The 18,946-nt window shown below is 58.2% G+C and carries 9 protein-coding genes; 5 read left to right on the plus strand and 4 right to left on the minus strand.

Annotation, left to right across the window (positions count from 1 at the left end; all coding sequences use genetic code 11):
* Nucleotides 1-171: an efflux RND transporter permease subunit gene (locus PKC81_RS01115; protein WP_324332862.1), complete on the plus strand. Its 171-nt coding sequence runs from the start codon at nucleotides 1-3 to the stop codon at nucleotides 169-171.
* A 13-nt stretch (nucleotides 172-184) separates the two neighbouring features.
* Nucleotides 185-1,105, plus strand: coding sequence for a cation diffusion facilitator family transporter (locus tag PKC81_RS01120; RefSeq protein ID WP_324332780.1), 921 nt, complete (start codon nucleotides 185-187; stop codon nucleotides 1,103-1,105).
* A gap of 10 nt (nucleotides 1,106-1,115) precedes the next feature.
* Here PKC81_RS01120 and PKC81_RS01125 read toward each other — a convergent pair whose 3' ends face one another.
* Nucleotides 1,116-1,304 carry a hypothetical protein gene (locus tag PKC81_RS01125; protein ID WP_298604816.1) on the minus strand — a complete coding sequence of 63 codons (189 nt, stop codon included), beginning with the start codon at nucleotides 1,302-1,304 and terminating at the stop codon, nucleotides 1,116-1,118.
* Nucleotides 1,305-2,202: 898 nt separating this feature from the next.
* Between PKC81_RS01125 and PKC81_RS01130 the strand changes: the two genes are divergently transcribed.
* Together PKC81_RS01130 and PKC81_RS01135 are read left to right on the plus strand one after the other, a co-directional pair.
* Nucleotides 2,203-2,409 (plus strand): AlpA family phage regulatory protein, encoded by a 207-nt coding sequence (locus PKC81_RS01130; protein WP_298604818.1) that lies wholly within the window; start codon nucleotides 2,203-2,205, stop codon nucleotides 2,407-2,409.
* A 38-nt stretch (nucleotides 2,410-2,447) separates the two neighbouring features.
* Nucleotides 2,448-2,585, plus strand: coding sequence for a hypothetical protein (locus tag PKC81_RS01135; protein ID WP_298604834.1), 138 nt, complete (start codon nucleotides 2,448-2,450; stop codon nucleotides 2,583-2,585).
* On the opposite strand, the gene PKC81_RS01140 is transcribed toward PKC81_RS01135, so the two are convergent.
* From PKC81_RS01140 to PKC81_RS01150, 3 genes are all read right to left on the minus strand, one after another.
* On the minus strand, nucleotides 2,560-3,726 hold the full coding sequence (locus tag PKC81_RS01140) for a site-specific integrase (protein ID WP_298604819.1): 1,167 nt from the start codon (nucleotides 3,724-3,726) through the stop codon (nucleotides 2,560-2,562). The two genes, PKC81_RS01135 and PKC81_RS01140, sit on opposite strands and share 26 nt — an antisense overlap.
* Nucleotides 3,727-3,970: 244 nt before the next feature.
* The gene (locus PKC81_RS01145; RefSeq protein WP_324332783.1) at nucleotides 3,971-4,636 is read right to left on the minus strand and encodes a response regulator transcription factor; all 666 of its coding nucleotides are present in this window, start codon (nucleotides 4,634-4,636) and stop codon (nucleotides 3,971-3,973) included.
* On the minus strand, nucleotides 4,629-6,035 hold the full coding sequence (locus tag PKC81_RS01150; RefSeq protein ID WP_324332784.1) for a histidine kinase: 1,407 nt from the start codon (nucleotides 6,033-6,035) through the stop codon (nucleotides 4,629-4,631). The genes PKC81_RS01145 and PKC81_RS01150 overlap by 8 nt, the downstream gene beginning before the upstream one ends.
* Nucleotides 6,036-6,724: 689 nt before the next feature.
* Here PKC81_RS01150 and PKC81_RS01155 point away from each other — a divergent pair.
* On the plus strand, nucleotides 6,725-18,934 hold the full coding sequence (locus PKC81_RS01155; RefSeq protein ID WP_324332785.1) for a DUF5801 repeats-in-toxin domain-containing protein: 12,210 nt from the start codon (nucleotides 6,725-6,727) through the stop codon (nucleotides 18,932-18,934).
* Nucleotides 18,935-18,946: the final 12 nt, after the last annotated feature.

Below are 18,946 nucleotides of genomic sequence, written 5' to 3' on the forward strand. Positions count from 1 at the left end.
GTGCAAAAGCCGCTCGCCATCGTCGTCATCGGCGGGCTGATTACCTCGACGATCCTGACCCTCTTCGTGCTGCCCGCGATCAGCCAATTGCTGCTCAAGGGCCAGCACAAGCACCACGAGACAGGCGAATATGATGACGTTGACAAGTTCGGCGGTGAACTACCGGCATAGGAAGGATTGAACGATGGGCGCAGAACACGATCATGGTGGCGGTGGTCACGCCGGGCATAACCACGGCGCGGGGGCCAGCACAAAGCGGCTTGCCATCGCGCTTGGGCTGACCACGACGTTTCTCGTCGCGGAACTGGTCGGCGCGTTCGTGTTCGGCAGCCTCGCGCTGCTGTCCGACGCCGCGCACATGTTCACCGACAGCGCCGTGCTCGCGATTGCGTTGGCAGCAGTCAAAATCGGCCAGCGCCCGCCCGACGACCAGCGCACCTTTGGCTACCGCCGCTTTGAAATCCTTGCCGCTGCGTTCAACGCCATCCTGCTGTTCGTGGTCGCGGGTTATGTGCTGATCGAGGGCATTGGCAGGTTCTTCGAACCGAGGCCGGTTGAGTCGGTGGGGATGCTGATCGTCGCCAGCGTCGGCTTGATCGTGAATCTGATCTCGATGCGCATCCTTGCTGGCGGCAAGGAAGACAGCCTCAACGTCAAAGGGGCCTATCTCGAAGTTTGGGCCGACATGCTCGGCTCGCTGGGCGTGATTGCGGCTGCCATCGCGATCTATTTCACCAAACTCGACTGGATCGACCCGGTGGTCGCCATCGCCATTGGCCTGTGGGTGCTGCCGCGCACATGGAAGCTTTTGAGCGATACCACCCATATTTTGCTCCAAGGCGTGCCGCGCGGCTTCGACTTGAAGGCGATCCGCGGCGCGATGGGCGAAGTGGCGGGCGTAACCGGCGTTCACGACCTCCATCTATGGTCGGTCGCGGGCGACGATGCCAGCCTGACCGCGCATGTCGCGGTGGCCGAAGGTCGCGACGCCGAGGCCGTCCGCAAGGCACTAACCGAAATGCTCGAAGCCCGCTTCGCTATCCACCATGCGACGATCCAGACCGAAAGCGAGCCGTGCGGCGATGCGGAGAGTTTGCACGCCTGATTGATGGCAGTCAGTACGACCGGCTCCGATGCGTCTCGCAAATCAGAACTAGCGCCCCAAAATCCTCACGTTCGCCAAGGTGTGCGGCAATCGTGCGGACGCACTCGATGGGCAAGCCATTCTCATGCGCGACCTGACGCAGATAGTCGTCCCGGCACTCCGCCCAGCAAGCCCGATACATCAAAAGCAAATCGGTCATTGTCCCTTCCTTCCAGCTGAAAGCCGCTTGCCAGCGACATCCGGCTCTGCCTTCCGGCGAGGACGGGAGGGGGAGGGAAAACGGGAATCGACGCCCTGGCGGGGCAGCGGGCGCGCAGCGACCGCCACACGGGGGCGTCTATTCCGGTTTGGGAACGAGAGGGCAAAGCCCTTGGCATTCCCTCAAATCGGGAAAACGGAGGCGGTTAGCCTCCCCCCAGCCGCAACGCGGCGCAGGAACGGCACCCTTGTGGGCGGCGCGACGCCGCCGGATGGTGTGCGCGCGGGCCTGTGCGCCAGCGCCCATCCGGCAAGGAGAGAGGCAAGAGTGCCAGCGGGTCAGCGCAAAAATGCCGCGCCCTCAGGAGCGCCAAAGGCGCGGGACAGAGCGCGTCCTTGAACCTTCCCGCTCACTATCCCTGCTCCCGATCGCAACCCGAGTGGGCCGGGACTACCGGCCCGGTCCGCGCCAGCGGATAGAGCGGGTCGCCCAAAGGGCAGCGCAACAGGTGTCGCTACTTTGATCTGTCACGGAGCTAGAGGTCGCGCGCGAATTACAAGCGAATCGGCATGTGGCGGTCGCATCGCAGAAACCGCCGACTCAGACGTTAAATCCGGCCACACCCGGCGCAAATTTGCGTCGAAAGCATCGGCGGATGCGATCAGCCTTGGGAATCCGCTTCCGACAGTCGAAATTCTTTCCGCCGCGCCTTGCCCAACCTTGTCCCTCCAATGCCCGCCGCTGCCGTCTCTAGCCGTCCGCAAGCCGTCATTGCGCGATGCAACTCTTTGCGCGCCTGCGCTTGCATTCGTCGGAAACGCCCTTGCGCGGTCAATTGCTTCGGCCAATCTTCATCTCATGGGGAGCCAATGACTGTCACCGAATGAAAGAGCGTCCCATGTCAAACTCCGAAAAGATTATCCGCCTCAAGACCGTTCTGGCCCGAACCGGCCTCTCCCGCTCGACGATGTATCGCAAGATCAAGGAAGGCACTTTCCCGTGTCAGGTGCGGATCAGCATCCACGGCGCGGGCTGGCGGGAATCGGCCATCAATTGCTGGATCGACGATCCGGTCGGCTATCGCAACGAAAGTGCAAGGCTGTGAGCGAGCCGATCTGCGTCAGGATCAACGACGCCGCCCGCATGATCGGCGTTGGCCGCACCAAGCTCTATGAGTTGATTGCGGCCAACGAGGTCGAGACAGTGAAGCTCGGAAAATCGACGCGCGTCACCACCGCCAGCTTGCGCGAGCTCATCAAGCGGCAGCGGGTAGCGGAATAGCGGTGTCGTCCAGATACAGCGCCCATAGCGCCATCAACTTGCGCCGTTTCTCGAAAAAGTCCGTCCGTCGGTAGGCTGCTTCAACTTTGTTGGGCAGCTTATGCGCCAGCGCCTTATCGGCGACCTCCTTGGGAAAGTCGGTCATCTCCGCCGCCCAATCGGTGAAGGCGGAGCGGAAGCCGTGGACGGTAACGCCCGCGATGCCGTCGTCGCGCAATAGCTTGGTCATCGTCATATCGCTGATCGGTGTTTCGCCATTGTTGCTGAATACCAATCCGGTGTCGCTCGTGCGCGCATGCCAGCGCCCTCGCAGCAAGGCGACTGCGGGCGCTGACAGCGGCACGATATGGGTCTCGCGCGCCTTCATGCGCTCGCCGGGGATGGTCCAGACGCCTTTATCCAAATCGAACTCCGTCCAGACCGCAAAACGCGTCTCGTTCGAGCGGACGGCGTTGTAGATGGTGAAGCGCAGTGCATCGCGGCCCGTGGTCGGCGCTGCGGCTGCCAGCTTCGCCACGAGCGCCGGAACCTCCGAATAAGGCATGGCGGCAAGATGCCCCGCCTTCTCAAGCTGTCGGGGAAGCCCTTTGCGCACGGAACGCAACGAAACCTCATCCGGCAGCCACCCCTTGATATGTGCGAAGTCCAGCACAGCGCCGATGCGCTGTAGGATGCGCCGCGCAGTGTCAGGAACTTCAAGCCAGATGGGCGTAAGCACCTCAACGACCGCAACGCTGTCCACGGCATTCACGGCGCGCGCCCCAATGATCGGGAAGACATGGTTCTCGAAGCTGGAAATCCAACTGGTCTGCCGCCGGTTCTTCCAACCTGCTTTCAAAGAGTCGTAGCATTCGCGCGCCACCGCCTCGAAGCTCGGGATGACTTTGCGCGCCATCCGCCGTTCGGCAACAGGATCGCAACCCTCACGCACCTGCCGCCGCAAGGCCGCAGCCGCATTGCGCGCATCGGCAAGCGAAACCTCGGTTGCCGAACCCAAGCCATAGTCGCGTCGCTTGCCAGATTGCTGCATCCGCAGCACCCAAGTCCGCGCCCCGCTATCCTTGACCACCAAGCAAAGCCCCCGGCCATCGCAATGGCGACCCGGCTTCGCGTTCTTCACTTTCAATATTGTCAGCGCCATCGGTTCGATTCCTGCCTAATGCGTTCCCACATTCGTTCCCACACTTTGATGGGAATTCAGGCAAATCGGGGCGACCGACCGCGAACACTATACAAGTGAAATCCTTGATTTTACAAGGGACTTAGGGACGCCCTGAAACTGCTTGAGATTTAAGTTATACAACCGTAGGGGTCACCATCCATATGCATGGATGGTGTTGCTGGATTGAAACAATCCACATCCCCATTTCGCTTCAAGGCAAAATTTAATGCTCGGTGTCGGCAGCAATCGCGCCTGCTTGCGCCGCTTTCATGCCGCCCTGTTGAACAATCAATTCGGAACGAGACGTCACACCCAATTTACGGAATATGCTGTTGAGGTGGATTTTTACTGTACCCTCAGCCAGATCGCAGCGCGCGGCAATATCCCGGTTGCGAAGGCCCTGACAGACCAGTTCCACAATCTCTGCCTCGCGCTTGGTCAGCAGATCGTTCGAGCGCAGTGTTCGACTTGGCTTGTTTATCGAGAAGCGCAATGCAGGCTCGGTCACATTGGTATCAAACCATTTCCCTCCGGCCAGTACAGTTTCCATAGCTTCGACTATCGTTTCCGGATCGGCGTCTTTCAAGGCGATACCCGAAATACCCAGACGCATTGCTTCGATCGTTTGTTCGGGGTCAACATGCACGGTCAGGAACATGGACGGGACAGTTGGATGATGGCGGCGAATATGGCGTAGGACTTTAAGCCCGCCCCCGCCATGCATCGTCACGTCGAGCATGGCTAGGTCTGGTTCAGTTTCATCTATTTTTTCAATAGCTTCGTCGACAGACAGCGCCGTAGTGATGGAGAAATTGCCACTGCCCTCCACATATTGGCTGAAGCCATGCAGAAAGAAGGGGTGATCGTCTACAATCAGGACATTATGCATTGTCGATCCTCTGCATTGGGATGGTAACGGCGAGAATTGCGCTTTTGTCCAGACCTTCGGCATAGGCAAAACCGTTTACGAGTCGAAGCCGCTGCAGCAACGAAGCTGATTTTAAAGGCATTGATTCTCCACCCCTTTTAGCCCCGCCCCCTGCCGACTTGTCGGCGCGATCGATAATCGCGATCTGTAATGCATTCTGATGTAACGAAAGCCTTACTGTCAACTGTGTGCTGTTGGCATGACGCACAGCGTTGGCAACTGCCTCCCTGACAAGGTGCTCGATGTTGATGGCTGACTCTTTGTCGATGGGAATAGCGGGCTCTTCCGATTCCAGCCGCGCATCGATTTCCCACTGCATCGAAATTGCACGCAGGGCGACATCAAGTGTAGTGACCAGATTGATGCCATGGTCTTCATTTTCGCTGGTTTCGAGAAGGCCGCGCAGCCGGGCCTGTTCCAAAGTCAGTATGTCCGCAATTTTCTGAACCTCGGTTTGTACCGCGTGATCTTTCAGGTCCGGGCGCCGCGCCGTGGTCAACAGGCGCATACGCACGGCAGCCAGTGTTTGCAGAACGCCGTCATGCAAATCACGACGGGCGACGTCGTGCGCGTCGGCGATGAAATGGCGCTCTACCTCGGACACGCTATCCAAAAGAGGAAACAGCTCATCCAGCGCTTCGCAAATTACGCGGGCTTCGTGGACCTTGATCGAATCTATTGTCGCTACTGCGCAAACCAAGACCCCATGTGCTCTTCCGATTTTCACCCATTTGACGATGCAGCGTCCCAAGCCTTCGCGCGCCAGACTAGTGGCAATGCCCTGAGCCAGCTCCGGCAAGTCCTCAACCTTGTGCGAATTGGCGGAAAGCGCGAAAACCTGCTGCGAAACGTTATCCAGAACGATTTCGGATTGCCCCAGCTCATCTCCCAGGCCGATCAGCTTCCGCATTTCGTGTTCGCTCAATTGGACAGCCGTGCCCTGTTCGAACTTTCGAGGCACGGAATGCTGTGAAAATTCGCCAATCATGCAGAATGCACGGTTAGGTCCGAAAAGCGACGCGAGCGCTTCAACCAGACGCTGCAGATCGAATTCCAGCGAACGTTCGAGCCTCAGCATGCGGATCGACACGGCCTGATCCCGGAACTGCCGAATCTGATCCCCCCGCACCGCAGAAAGCGCAATCGCGGCACCGGCGTTGAGGATGGCTATCGCAAAGAGGAACTGGTTCAGAATCGACAAGGAAGGGCTCTCAGATGCGCCGTGCGAAGCACCCAACAGGCCCGCCGCGACGGGAGCCAGAATAAGTGGGGCCACCAGGGTGGCGAGATAATAGGTCGGAAACCCGGAACGAAACAAAAGCTGGCATGAGGTTGCAAGCAAAGCGAGTGCCTGAACCAAAGTCGAGGGCGCTGACAGGACGGCAAGTGCAGCTGCAGCAACATCGACCGCTATCGAAATGCGCAATGCCCGGGTGCTGGCCACTTGCACAACAAGAACCAGCCCAATCGAAATGGCAGCCCATACAAGAATCAGCAGCGCGGCTGGATGAACCAGCGACCCATCCTTGCCGAATTGCGCAGCCATCACCGCAAGCGCCAGCAGCAACCTTGCCAACGAAGGCGCCCATAGAAGGAACCGGAATAGCTGGTTCATAGATCAACGCCCCGTCGCCGTTTTGCCCTGACCAGCATAGCGGGAACCCGACATCAAACGATATATGCATTTTGGACTATATCGTTCGGCATGCCAAATTTAATAAATGGTAAACAGAATCGATATTTCTTGCCGAGATCTCGTCAAACATGCTTACCCTGTTGTTAACGAATCGAAAAACAGGATTCGCGGGGTCGCCAAACTGAACAGCTGAAACTGCCCGAACCAATTGGGAATCGGTGCTTGTGAGGCTGCAACGGGAGGCAGAGTTAAAGATGCAAGACCAATTGGTCCTTTGTTCATTTGAGGCACCGCGATTCGGTGCATCGATACGACTCTATCCGCTAAATTCGACTCTCATTTCCAATCAACCAACCTGCGCTGCACGGGCATTCGCCGTCCGTGGGGCTATTTTGGCAAACTAGGACAACACCATGGACGCCAACACCAGCAACATCACCCCGATCCTTCCAACCGAAGGCATGGACGGTACCGCTGCAGCATCAGTGGCCGCAGCCGCATCGGCCTACGCGCAATTTGCCTTGCAGGCAGCCGCGTTAGTCCCCGGGCAGGACGGCCAGCTTGTTCTCCCCTCGGGTGTGTCACTGGATAATATCCGCGTTGTCGGTCGTGATCTGGTCATCCGCATGCCGGACGGCAGCGAAGTTGTCGTTCCGGATGGTGCAGTGTTTGTTCCGCAGTTTGTTGTCGATGGCGTCGCTGTTCCGCCGGTCAACCTTGCAGCGTTGCTGATTGGCCAGGAGCCTCAACCCGCAGCTGGTCCGCCGCAAAGCTCTGGCGGTAATTTCTCGCAAACACCCGGCGATATCGGTGATCCGTTCGGACTGGGCGATCTCTTGCCCCCGACCGAGCTGGCTTTCCCTGAACCAGAGCAACGCGAACTGGTTCCCGGCCTCATTGATCGCGATCCGGATGTGAACATTCAGGATGGCGGCCCGGCTGGCAAGGATGTCACCGACAATGTGAGCGAAGTCGGCCTGCCCGGTACGCGCCCGAACGGCAACACCGAGTCGCCAGGTTCGTCGACCGGCAATGGATCGGATTCGACCACGGGCACGATCATTGTCACGTCGCCCGATGGCATCGCATCAATCACCATCAATGGTGTTGTTTACACCGGCGCTGGCCAGCAAATTACAACGTCTACCGGCGTACTGACGCTGGGCGCGCTAGAGGGTGGCCAGATCCCTTACACCTATCGCCTTAGCGACAATACGTCGGGTGATTCCACAACTGACGTTTTCACTGTCGTTTTGACCGATCCTGACGGCGATTCTTCAACTGCGCGCCTCACTATCGTCATCACTGATGACGTACCCACGGCCCGCAATGACACCGATAGCGTAGCCGGGGGCACTTATGGTCCCGAAACGGGCAATGTCGTTTCAGGATCGGGCACCACAAGCGGAGCTGCCGGCGCAGACACCCAAGGTGCCGATGGCGCCGCCGTTTCAGGCTTTCGTGCCGGAACGGAAGGTGCTTTCGCGGCAGTTGGCTCCACGATCAACGGCCAATACGGCACGCTGACAATTGGTGCTAACGGCAGCTACACCTACGTCCGCAATACCAACACTCCGGGCGGCGTGAGCGATGTCTTCAGCTATCGCCTGACCGACAGCGACGGCGACACTTCGACCGCCACCTTGACCATCAATATCGGCGATGCGCCCAACCGGATCGTATTTGTTCCGGAAATCGGAGACGGTACGCAGGTACGAGAGCCGCATCTCCCGTCGCGCGAAGGCGAGCCTTCGGGGTCACAGTTTGATGGCAATAGCGAGACCACCAGCGGAACGATCACTTTCAACTCGCCCGATGGCGTTGGCAGCGTAACCGTAGCGGGCGTAACAATTACGCCGGGTTCACTACCTCAGCAGGTAGTTTCAGACGCAACCGGCACACTGGTCATCACCGCTTACAGCTATGATCCGGCGACCGGCAACGGCAGCATTACCTACACCTACACATTGAACGACAACACGCTGAACACTTCGGGCAGCACAGTAACATTCCCGATCGTCGTCACCGATCTCGATGGAGATACTGCCAGCGACGATTTGAACATCAACATCATTGATGATGCTCCGATTGCGCGCGACGACAGTGCTTCACAAGAAGCTGAAAATGCTTCGGTTACTGTCAATGTTTTTGGAAATGACACGCCCGGCGCTGACAGCGTTAATCTTACCTCTGGCGTCGCTGTGGTAGCGGAATCGCTCAGTGGGGCAGGTTCGCTTGCCTATAATGGAGACGGCACTTTCACCTACACGCCGGCACCCGGCGAAGAAGGCACAGTCACCTTCCAATACACCATCACCGACGGTGATGGCGATCCGTCGACCGCGACTGTTACCATCACGCTGCTGAAAGACTCGGAACCGCGCGTCGATGTCAGCGGTGAAAATTTCGTCGATGAAGCCGGCCTTCCCGCGCGCGACGGCGAACCAGCAGGTTCGAACGAACCTGCCGACAGCGAAACCACCAGCGGCACTATCGCTGTTTCAACCGGCGACGATACGCTGCAATCGCTGGTCATCAACGGTGTCAATGTCACTGCAGGTGGCACCGTCACCGGTGCCCATGGCACATTGACTGTCACCGTCTCGGCAGGTGCGTACAGCTATAGCTACACACTGACCGACAATACCGCAGGCGAAGGCACTACAGACAGCTTCAATGTCGTGGTGACTGACAGCGACGGCGACAGTGCCAATGATAATCTGGTTATCGGCATTCACGATGACGTGCCCACCGCAATCAAGGATGCCGACAGCATCGCAGCGGGCGAATATGGCCCGGCTACAGGTAATGTCATCACCGACGCCGAAGGCGATGGCGGCGCTGACACGCCCGGAGCTGACGGCGTAACCGTCACCGCAATCAGTGGCTTTGGCGGTGCAGGTGCGGTTGATGGCACCACCAATGGCCAATATGGCGTCCTGACACTTAACGCCGACGGCAGCTATAGCTACGCCCGGAATCCGGGTACGCCAGGTGGCGTTTCGGACGTCTTTTCCTACACCATCACCGATGGCGACGGCGATCCCTCGACCGCGACGCTGACCATCGACATTGGCGACAGCCGGACCACGCTTGACCTTCCAACCGAGGGCGAGGCCGGCACGCAAGTGCAAGAGGCAGGCCTGCCTGCCGGTTCTGATGCTGCAGCTGACAGCGAACTGACGGCTGGAACGATCGCTTACACCGCACCTGATGGCCCGGCGACGGTAACCATTGATGGTGTTGCGGTAACGGCTGTTGGCCAGACTTTTACGGGCAGCTTTGGCACCCTGACCATCACCAGCATCGCTGCTGGCACGATCGGTTATGAATATGAACTCACCACCAACACCTCGGGCGACGCGACTTTTGATGATTTCGCAGTGGTGGTCACCGATCAGGATGGCGACAACACCCCCGGAACACTGGTAATCGATATTGTTGACGATGTGCCGACGGCCCGCGCCGACGCTGACAGCGTCAAGGAAGATGGCCCGACCGTCGCCGACGGCAATGTCATCAGCGGTGCGAATGTGGCGGATGCCAATGCAACCGATGGCGTGGCAGATACACGCGGTGCCGATGGAGCCAGCGTCACTGGCGTTGTCTTTGGGACAGTCGCAGGCCCGGTTGCAGGTAATGTTGGCGGCGATGTCGCCGGCACTTATGGAACCTTGGTTATCGAATCCGACGGTACCTACACCTATAAGCTGAACAATGAAGATCCTCGGATACAAGGCCTCGACGGAGACGATAGCCTAACCGAAACATTCACCTACACGATCACAGATGGCGACGGTGATCCGTCGACCACGACAATCGAGATCAGGATTGACGGTTCGGACGATCGCATCACGATCAACGGCTTGAACGTCGAAGGCCCCGACCTGGTTGTCGACGAAGACGATCTGCCCGTGCGTGGCCTCGAGCCTGCCGGATCGGACACCACTCCGGATTCGCTCACGCAGACGGGCAGCTTCACCGTCAATGGCCTTGACGGTATTGCCTCGATCAAGATCGAAGGTACTGAAACTTTTGTCGGCCAGTCCTTTGCGACTGCATATGGCACCTTCACGATCACCTCAATCTCGGCCCCGGTCGATGGCAACGCGACCGCTATTACCATCGGCTACAGCTATGTACTCACCGACAACACCGCCCATGCCAATGCGGGTGGTCAGAATTTCCTGACCGAATTGTTCGACGTGGCAGTAACCGACACTGACGGATCGACTGATACCGACCAGGTCGAAGTGCGCATTGTTGACGACGTGCCGACCGCCAATCCCGATGGTACCTATTCGGTAGCCGAACAGACGGCGCTGACATTTGATGCGCTTGCCAATGATGTGAAGGGTGCCGATGGCGTCAATCTGTCGACCGGAGTAGTTGTTGCAACTGGTCCTGCCAAAGGCAGCGTGGTCTATAATGCTGACGGCACCTTCACCTATACACCGAATGCAGGTGCTGAAGGCGCGGACAGCTTTACCTACACCATCACCGATTCGGATGGCGACACCTCAACTACAACCGTTACGCTTGACCTGCTGAAGGATTCGATTCCGAACATCCTTCGCATCTCTAATCTGACTGTCGATGAAGACGGCCTGCTGAATGCCAATGTCGATGCAGCGCCGCTGCAAGCGAGCCCGAGCGAAACAGATTCGACCGAAAGCGCGACCGCCTCTGGTACGGCCGTGGTCAATTTTGGTGCCGACGTTCCTGCGAACCTTCTTGCATCGATCAAGCTGGTGGATACCGGCGCGCTTGATGGCCAGCTGAAAACGCTCGACGGCGTCGACGTTGTATTCGCGCTTGAAAGTGGTGCGCTTGTCGGACGCAGTGGCGGTGCCGAAGTCATCCGGATTGAAGTTTCCGGCGCTGTGCTTGGCCCCAATCCGGGCGATGTGACATACAGCTATTCGACCACGCTTTCGCAACCCGTCAAGCATGTCGCGAGCGGCAGCGAAGATTCGGTCGCTTTGAACGGCGTTACTTTCGAGGTTACCGACAGCGAAACCGACACCGCCACCGGATCGTTCAACGTAACAGTGGTCGACGATGTCCCCTCGCTGGATGTCACCAAGGGTGAAGATGCTGGCGTATCGCTGGTTACGCAGGATGCGGAAACCGATGGTGTTCCGACGGCGGAAGATGTGGCGACCAGTGCTGCCAATTTTGGCGGTGTGTTTGGCCTGACCTCGACCGCTGGTGCCGATGGTGCGGTTGCACCATCGCTGGCCTACACGCTGAATACGGCGGGTGGTGCATCGGGCCTCACGAGCCATGGCGTGGCGATCAACCTGTTCAAGATTGGCAATGTCATTGTCGGCTCGACCTCTGCGACAGCACCTGCCAGCGCAACAGCTGCATCGGTGGTCTTCTCGGTTGCTGTCAGCGGTACCGGTGTGGTGACGCTGACCCAGTATAGCCAGATCGACCATGCGCTTCCGGGTGAAGCCAATGGTCCTTATGACGACCAGTTTGCAACATTGCTCGACAGCGCGATCACACTGACCGCGTCGTCGACCATCACCGATGGTGATGGCGATACCGCCAGCGACAGCGAGACAGTGAATATCGGTGCGAACATAAGCTTTGCCGATGACGGCCCGGTTCTGACCAACGCCTCGGGCAACAGCTCGGTTACATTGGATGAAACCACAGCCGGTTCGCCGGCAGGCTTTGGCGTTGCAGGCATCAGCCAGACATCGGCTGCAGCCATCGTGACAGCTACCGCCGCCTTTGGAGCAGACGGTGCCGCAGCGGCCAATGCAACCACTTACGCCTTGTCAATCGTTGGTGGCGGCGTCACCACGCTGCAGACCGCAATAGGCAATCATGCGATCAGCCTGTCGCTCTCGCCCGACGGCAAGACCGTTACCGGCAGCTATAATGACGGCGCAGTGAAGACAGCCTTCACCGCGACCATCAATGCCAATGGCACGCTGACAGTAACGCAATTCGTTCCGCTCGAGCATCTGGTCGATGGCGCACCTGGTGCAGCGCATGATGATGCGCTGACGCTTTCAGGTCTGATCAATGCGACGATCACAATCACCGACTTTGACGGTGACACTGACAGTGAAACCTTGGGTATTGGCGATCGCATAACCTTCAAGGACGATGGCCCGTCGCTCAATGTGAACGTCGGCAGCGATGCCAATGTCGTGTTGGTCACGCAGGATGCCGATACGATCGGCGCCAACAGCGATACCAGCTCAAGCTCAGGTAACTTTGGCGGCGTATTCGGTTTGACATCGAATGGCGGTGCCGATGGTGCAGCCGCGCCCAGCCTGGCATTCGCCCTGAACGTCGCCAATGGCGTTTCAGGCCTCACCAGCAATGGTGCGGCGATCAATCTGTACAAGATTGGCAATGTCGTTGTTGGCTCGACCTCGGGCACGGCACCTGCCAGCGCAACCGATGCGTCGGTCGCCTTCGCCGTTTCGGTGGATGGTGCCGGCGTTGTTACGCTGACCCAATATCAGCAGATCGACCATCCGGCGGCTTCGGACCCAAGCGGTACCGCCGCACCGTTTGACGATCATGTTGCGGTTCTGGCGAATGGCAAGATCACGCTTACAGCGTCGTCGACCATCACCGACAATGACGGTGATACCGCATCGGACAGCGAAACCATCGACCTGGGCGGCAATATTGCCTTTGCCGATCACGGTCCTGATATCACCCTGACGTTGGCCGGAACGCAGATCCGCATCGACGAAACGGATGGCGTTGTCGCAGCAGGCGGCGAAGTCGATCCGGCAGGCGGAAATCTGGGCACCGTCACCATGACAGCTGCAAGCCTGTTCACGCTTACCAACACTGTCACCAGTGCGGACGCGCCGACAAGCTATGCCTACAGCCTTGTTCTGCCCAGCGAAGGTGCCAATTCGGGACTTCTGCTCTCCACCACCAACGCCGCGATCCTGCTCTATACCGCCGCACCCGGCGTTATCGAAGGCCGTGTTGGCGGCGTTGGCGGCGCGGTAGCCTTCACCGTCAGCGTCAATCCGACCAGCGGCGCGGTAACCGTTACGCAAAACCTTGCGGTCGAGCATCCCACCGGCGGCGCATCCTATGACGAGGATTCTTCACCTCTGGCCGCAGGTGCACTCAGCCTTCGCGTCACCGCAACCGACTTTGACGGTGATACCGATACAGCCAATGTCGATCTGGGCAGCATCATCCGCTTTGAGGATGATGGCCCGACCATCAATGTCACAAAGGGTGACGATGCAGGCGTTGTACTCGCAACGCAGGATGCCGAAACCATCGGCGGAGCAAGCGACAGCGCGGCCAGCGCGGCCAATTTTGCCGGCGTCTTTGGCCTGACATCCACAAGCGGTGCCGACGGGGCCGCGACCCCGACGCTGAGCTATGCCTTGACCCTTGCCGTTGCCGCCGGAACCAATTCGGGACTGACGATCGGCGGAACTGCGATCAAGCTTTACAATGTAGGCGGTGTGATTGTGGGTTCGACTGCGCTCAGCGCACCTGCGAGCGCGACCGACGCTTCGGTTGTGTTCTCGCTCGGTGTCAATGGCAGTGGCGTCGTAACGCTGACCCAATATCAGCAGATTGACCATCCGATCGGAACCGATCCGACCGCAACGGAAGCGCCCTTTGCCGATCATTCAGTGTTGCTGGCCAATGGCCTTGTCAATCTGACCGCATCGTCGACGATCACCGATAATGACGGGGATACGGCAAGCGACAGCGAAACCATAGACCTCGGCGGCAATGTCCGCTTCGATGACCATGGTCCCACAGTCAGCACAACGGGTGTTGTCCCCACCTTGACCGTCGATGAAACCACGCTGCTGACCGACGCTTCAGCCAGCTTCGTCGCGAATTTCTCGGTGAATTATGGTGCCGATGGAGCTGGCTCGACCGTATATACGCTTGGCGCTGTCAGCGGGGCATCGGGCCTTGTCGACACAGCAACGGGCGAAGCGGTTCACCTGCGGGTCGTTGGCGGTGTCGTCGAAGGCTATTCTGTGACAACCAACCAGTTGGTCTTCACAGTAACCGTGAACGGCTCGGGAAGCGTCACACTCAACCAGCTTCGCGCCGTCGCGCATACACCCAATACGACCGCAGACCAGTCGACCGGTTTGACTGCGGCCAATCTGGTAACACTGACCGCCACGGCCACCGATTTCGACGGCGATACGGCCAAGCAGACGATCAATATCGGCGACAAGCTGATCTTCAAGGATGATGGTCCGGCGATCGACATTGCGGCATCGGGCACAACTTTGATCCTCGATGAATCGCTCGGCACGACAGGTTCGGTCCAGAATGAAGGCGGACGCGTCAACAATGACGAAACGCTGGCCGGGGCCGCGGTTGGAGCCATTGGTTATGCAACCGGCTCTATTGTCAGCCTGGTAACGGCAAATGCTGGTGCCGATGGAGAAGCCTCGCGCGTTTATGCATTGACCGTAAACAACACGACATCTGGCTTGCTCGATGCTGTCACGAATAGTGGTATCGTCCTCGTTTCGGTCAATTCGACCACGGTCGAAGGTCGCGTCGGAAGTGCCGCGGGCGCCGTATCCTTCCGTATCACCATCGATCCGGCCAACGGCACCGCAACTATCAACCAGTTCCGCGCGGTCGAACATAATGACAGCACTAACCATGATGAAAATGGTGGCAGCGAAGCGCTGATGAATTCGGGCGTGTTGTCGCTGGGTGTCACACTCACCGACCGCGACAATGATGCGGCGAACGATACCGTCGACATCTCGCAACTCTTCAAGTTCGAAGATGATGGCCCGGCGGCAACCGGTGAGTCTGGCACGACCAATGAAATCCTTGTCGATTTCAATACCGCATTCGTGATCGACTTCTCAGGATCGATTGATAACACCGAACTGAACACGCAACTGGTTGCAGTCAAGGCTGCGATAACCGAGTTGTTCGGTTCGACAGGCGGCAATGTGTCAGTCAAGTTCGTGCTGTTCGCGACCGGCGCAATGGCGAGTGCGACCTTTACGTCTGCGGCTGCCGCCAATGCCTATCTCGACACGGTCAACCCCGCGACAGGCGGAACGCGGCCTGGAGCGATTGGAACAAGCACCGATTTCAGCGATGCCATCACCACATTGCTGGCCAACTATGCTGCCGATGAGACCGCCAACAATCAGGTATTCTTCCTGAGCGACGGCAATCCCAACCAGAATACTGGCAGCAGTGGTCAGGCGTTGAATGACACCATTCGTCCGCTTTGGAACAGTTTCGTTAACGACAACGACATCAACGTCACAGCGATCGGTGTCGGTGGTGGCATCAACAACAGCAATCTGCAGCAAATCGACGTTGACGGTGCAGGTGCTCCCATATTGGTCGCCAATTTCGACGACTTGATCGATACGCTGACCGCGCTGTTTGCGCCGACGCCGATCACCGGCGATCTGGACATCAACGATGATTATGGCACCGACGGTGGCCGTATCTTGTCGATTGCAATCCCTGCCGCCGGAACCGATCCAGTCTACACCTGGAACGGATTGACCGGAGGGGCATCGCAGATCACCGTTTCGGGTGGAGGTGCTACGATCAACGGCACCACCAGCTTCACCGCAACGACAGAGGCAGGTGGCAAGTTCACCTTTGACTTTGCGACGGGCCAATGGAGCTACACGCCGCCGAAGACGGTTCCTGCCGATACCACCGAGCTGTTCAACTACACCATCGTCGATGGTGACGGCGACACGGCTTCGGCAACACTCAGCATTCTGGTCGAAAATAACGACCTGCCATCAACGGCTCCGGTGACGGCTACAGTGGACGACGATGGTCTGACAGGTGGCAATGCCGGCGGTACAGGCGATCTTGACGCAAATCTCGGCGAAGTCCCCGCCAGTGCAAGCGAAGCCGTTTACAATGGCACGCTGAATATCACTGCAACCGACAATCCGATCGCGGCAATCAGCTTCGCCCAACTTCAGGGAACGACCAATACCATAGGTCAAGAAACGGTATCATATAGCTGGAACGCGGTCACAAACCTGCTGACAGCCACCATCACCGTTTCGCCCGATGCCAACCGCGTTGGAGATACTTTGTTCACGGTCCAGCTCAACAATCCGAGCAACGGATCTTACACGGTAACCCTCGTTGACAATGTACTGCACAGCAATGTGGCCGGCGAAAACGAAGCATCGGTCGCGCTGACCTATCGCGTTGCGGATACCGATGGCTCGACCAATACCGGCGTTCTCAACATCACTTTTGATGATGATACGCCCGCTGCGTATACGACCGCACCGGGCACTGCGACCGGTTCGAATGTCGGCGGAACGACCGATACCGAGGCACTCAATCTTCCCGCTATCGGGGCAGATTCCCCGGGTGCCCTCACCTTTACGGTTTCGGGTGGGCAGCAGGTTCTTGCAACCAACGGTTCGGCACTGACCTATAACGGCCAGAATCTTTATTATAACCTGAAGACGACAGACAGCTCGATCCTCGAAGCACGCACGTCGGCAACAGCAGGGGCAGGGACGCTTGTATTCTCGATCGACTTGAACCCAGCTTCAGGTCCGACCGGGCAATATATATACACACAGGCTCAACAGCTTTCGACAGCTGTACTTGTGCCAGTGACGAACCTTTCGTCGGTCGGCGGCGGTAACGTCCCTGCCAAAGCAATTGACGTTCCAAGTTCGCCTTACGATATTGTTCTGACAACCAAAACAGGCGCAACGGTCAACACCAACTCGTCCGAAATTGGTGTCGGTTCGGGCCAATCGCTTGACGATGGCGACGTCATCCGGATTGATTTCGTTAATGTGACCGTAACGGGCTCTGGCGGCTCTGCGGTTGCAACCTTTAACGAATATTATTCGGCAAATGCGTTCCGTCAGGATGTTACCGGCTTGTCAGGGCCGCAGCGAGCCGACTTCACCGTCAAAGCCATCGCGATCGTCAACAATGCCAATGGCCAAGCGCTACCTGCTGATGGTGATACCGTCTTCTATGGTGACACCAATGACACCACGGTTAGTGGCACAACGCTGAACATCTACAACGCCGCAGGTGTCTTGCAGACAACAGCGCAGCTGACTGCGGCCGGCGTAACGGTAACCAACATGGGTGGCGGGGTATGGCGCGTGCTTAATCTGCCCAACAATTATGACTATGAGATCGTCTCGGCGACCACGCCGTTCCAGGCGGTGCAGGTTGACGCGCTGACGGGCACCGACACCTTCAAACTCGGAATTCTATCCACCAGCGTACTTCAGGTACAGGGCGCTACCTTCAGCGTTCCTATCCAATATACTGACGCTGATGGCGATTTCGTGTCGAGCACGATCACGATCAATCTGACCGCCCCGGCGTCACCGGTTGTTCTGGATCTGGATGGCGATGGGGCAGAATTCCTGTCAGCGAACGCAGGTGTTACATTTGACTATCTGGGCGACGGCAGCGACGGAGCAACCGCTTGGGTCGGCGCGGACGACGGCCTACTCGCCCTTGACCGCAACGGAAATGCGCAGGTCGACAATGGTTCTGAAATCGTATTCGGCGGCAACGGTCTAACCGACTTGGAAGGTCTCGCTGCAAACTACGACAGCAACAAGGATGGCGTACTTGACGCAAACGATGCCAACTTCGCCAAGTTTGGCGTGTGGCAGGATGCAAACAGCAATGGCGTGACCGATGCTGGCGAGTTCCAGAGCCTGACCGATGCCGGGATCGCCAGCATCAAGCTGGTATCGGACGGCAATGCCTACAGCGCTGCTGACGGCGATGTGACCGTGCATGGCACTTCAAGCTACACCACAACCAATGGCGACAACTTCGATGTTGCCGACGCAAGCTTTGCAACCGGCGGCGACGCAAGCAAGGCGGGTGGCGTCGAGAGCAAGGTTGCAGCCAACGAAAACGACCAGCGCAGCCTGGCTTCGGCCAGTGCCGGAATGGCAGGATCGATGGTTGCGGCAGGATTGGTTGCTGCGGTTGCGATTGAACATGATGCGATTGATGCCGTTCTGTCAAAAGTCGGCAGCTTCGATGGCAACATGCGCGCAGATGGCTTCGCTTCGCTGCAATCGGCACCGTTCGAAGCTACGCCGGCGGGTGATTTCTTCACCGGCATGCACAACATGGATGCGCTGACGTCGAACTTTGGCGACAATGCAATCAAGTTCAATAGCTTTGACCGGATGGCTGATATCGACAGCTTCCAGAATGACAGCTTTGGTGCCGACCGCGTTGAAGCGCTCGCCTCAAATCTGCTGGCTCCCACCGAGATCGACCATGGCATGTTCAACATGTCGAACGGCAGCTCGATGGGCATGGCGGTTGATGCGGGATCGCAGGCACTGATCGCACTTCAGGATGCAGGCTTCGCGCAAGGCGCCTTGCAGGATGTCGTCGCGGACGCGCTTGCAGGCGGAGTTGGTCAAGGTGCCAATGTCGATGCCTTGCTCAATGCATTGGCAGGTCCGGCGAACGAAATGTCGCTGCTCGGTGATGGCTTGGCCCAGACCTTTGGCGACAATCCGGTGTTCGAAGCATCGAGCTTCAACAACACTCACGACATGTTCGACCAGATTACCACGACGCAAATGGAATTGTCCGCAGCTACCGGCCACCACGGCTGAGCTGCGGACGCA

Origin of the sequence: Sphingorhabdus sp. (genome assembly GCF_035329025.1) — a bacterium.
GTDB lineage: Bacteria > Pseudomonadota > Alphaproteobacteria > Sphingomonadales > Sphingomonadaceae > Sphingorhabdus_B.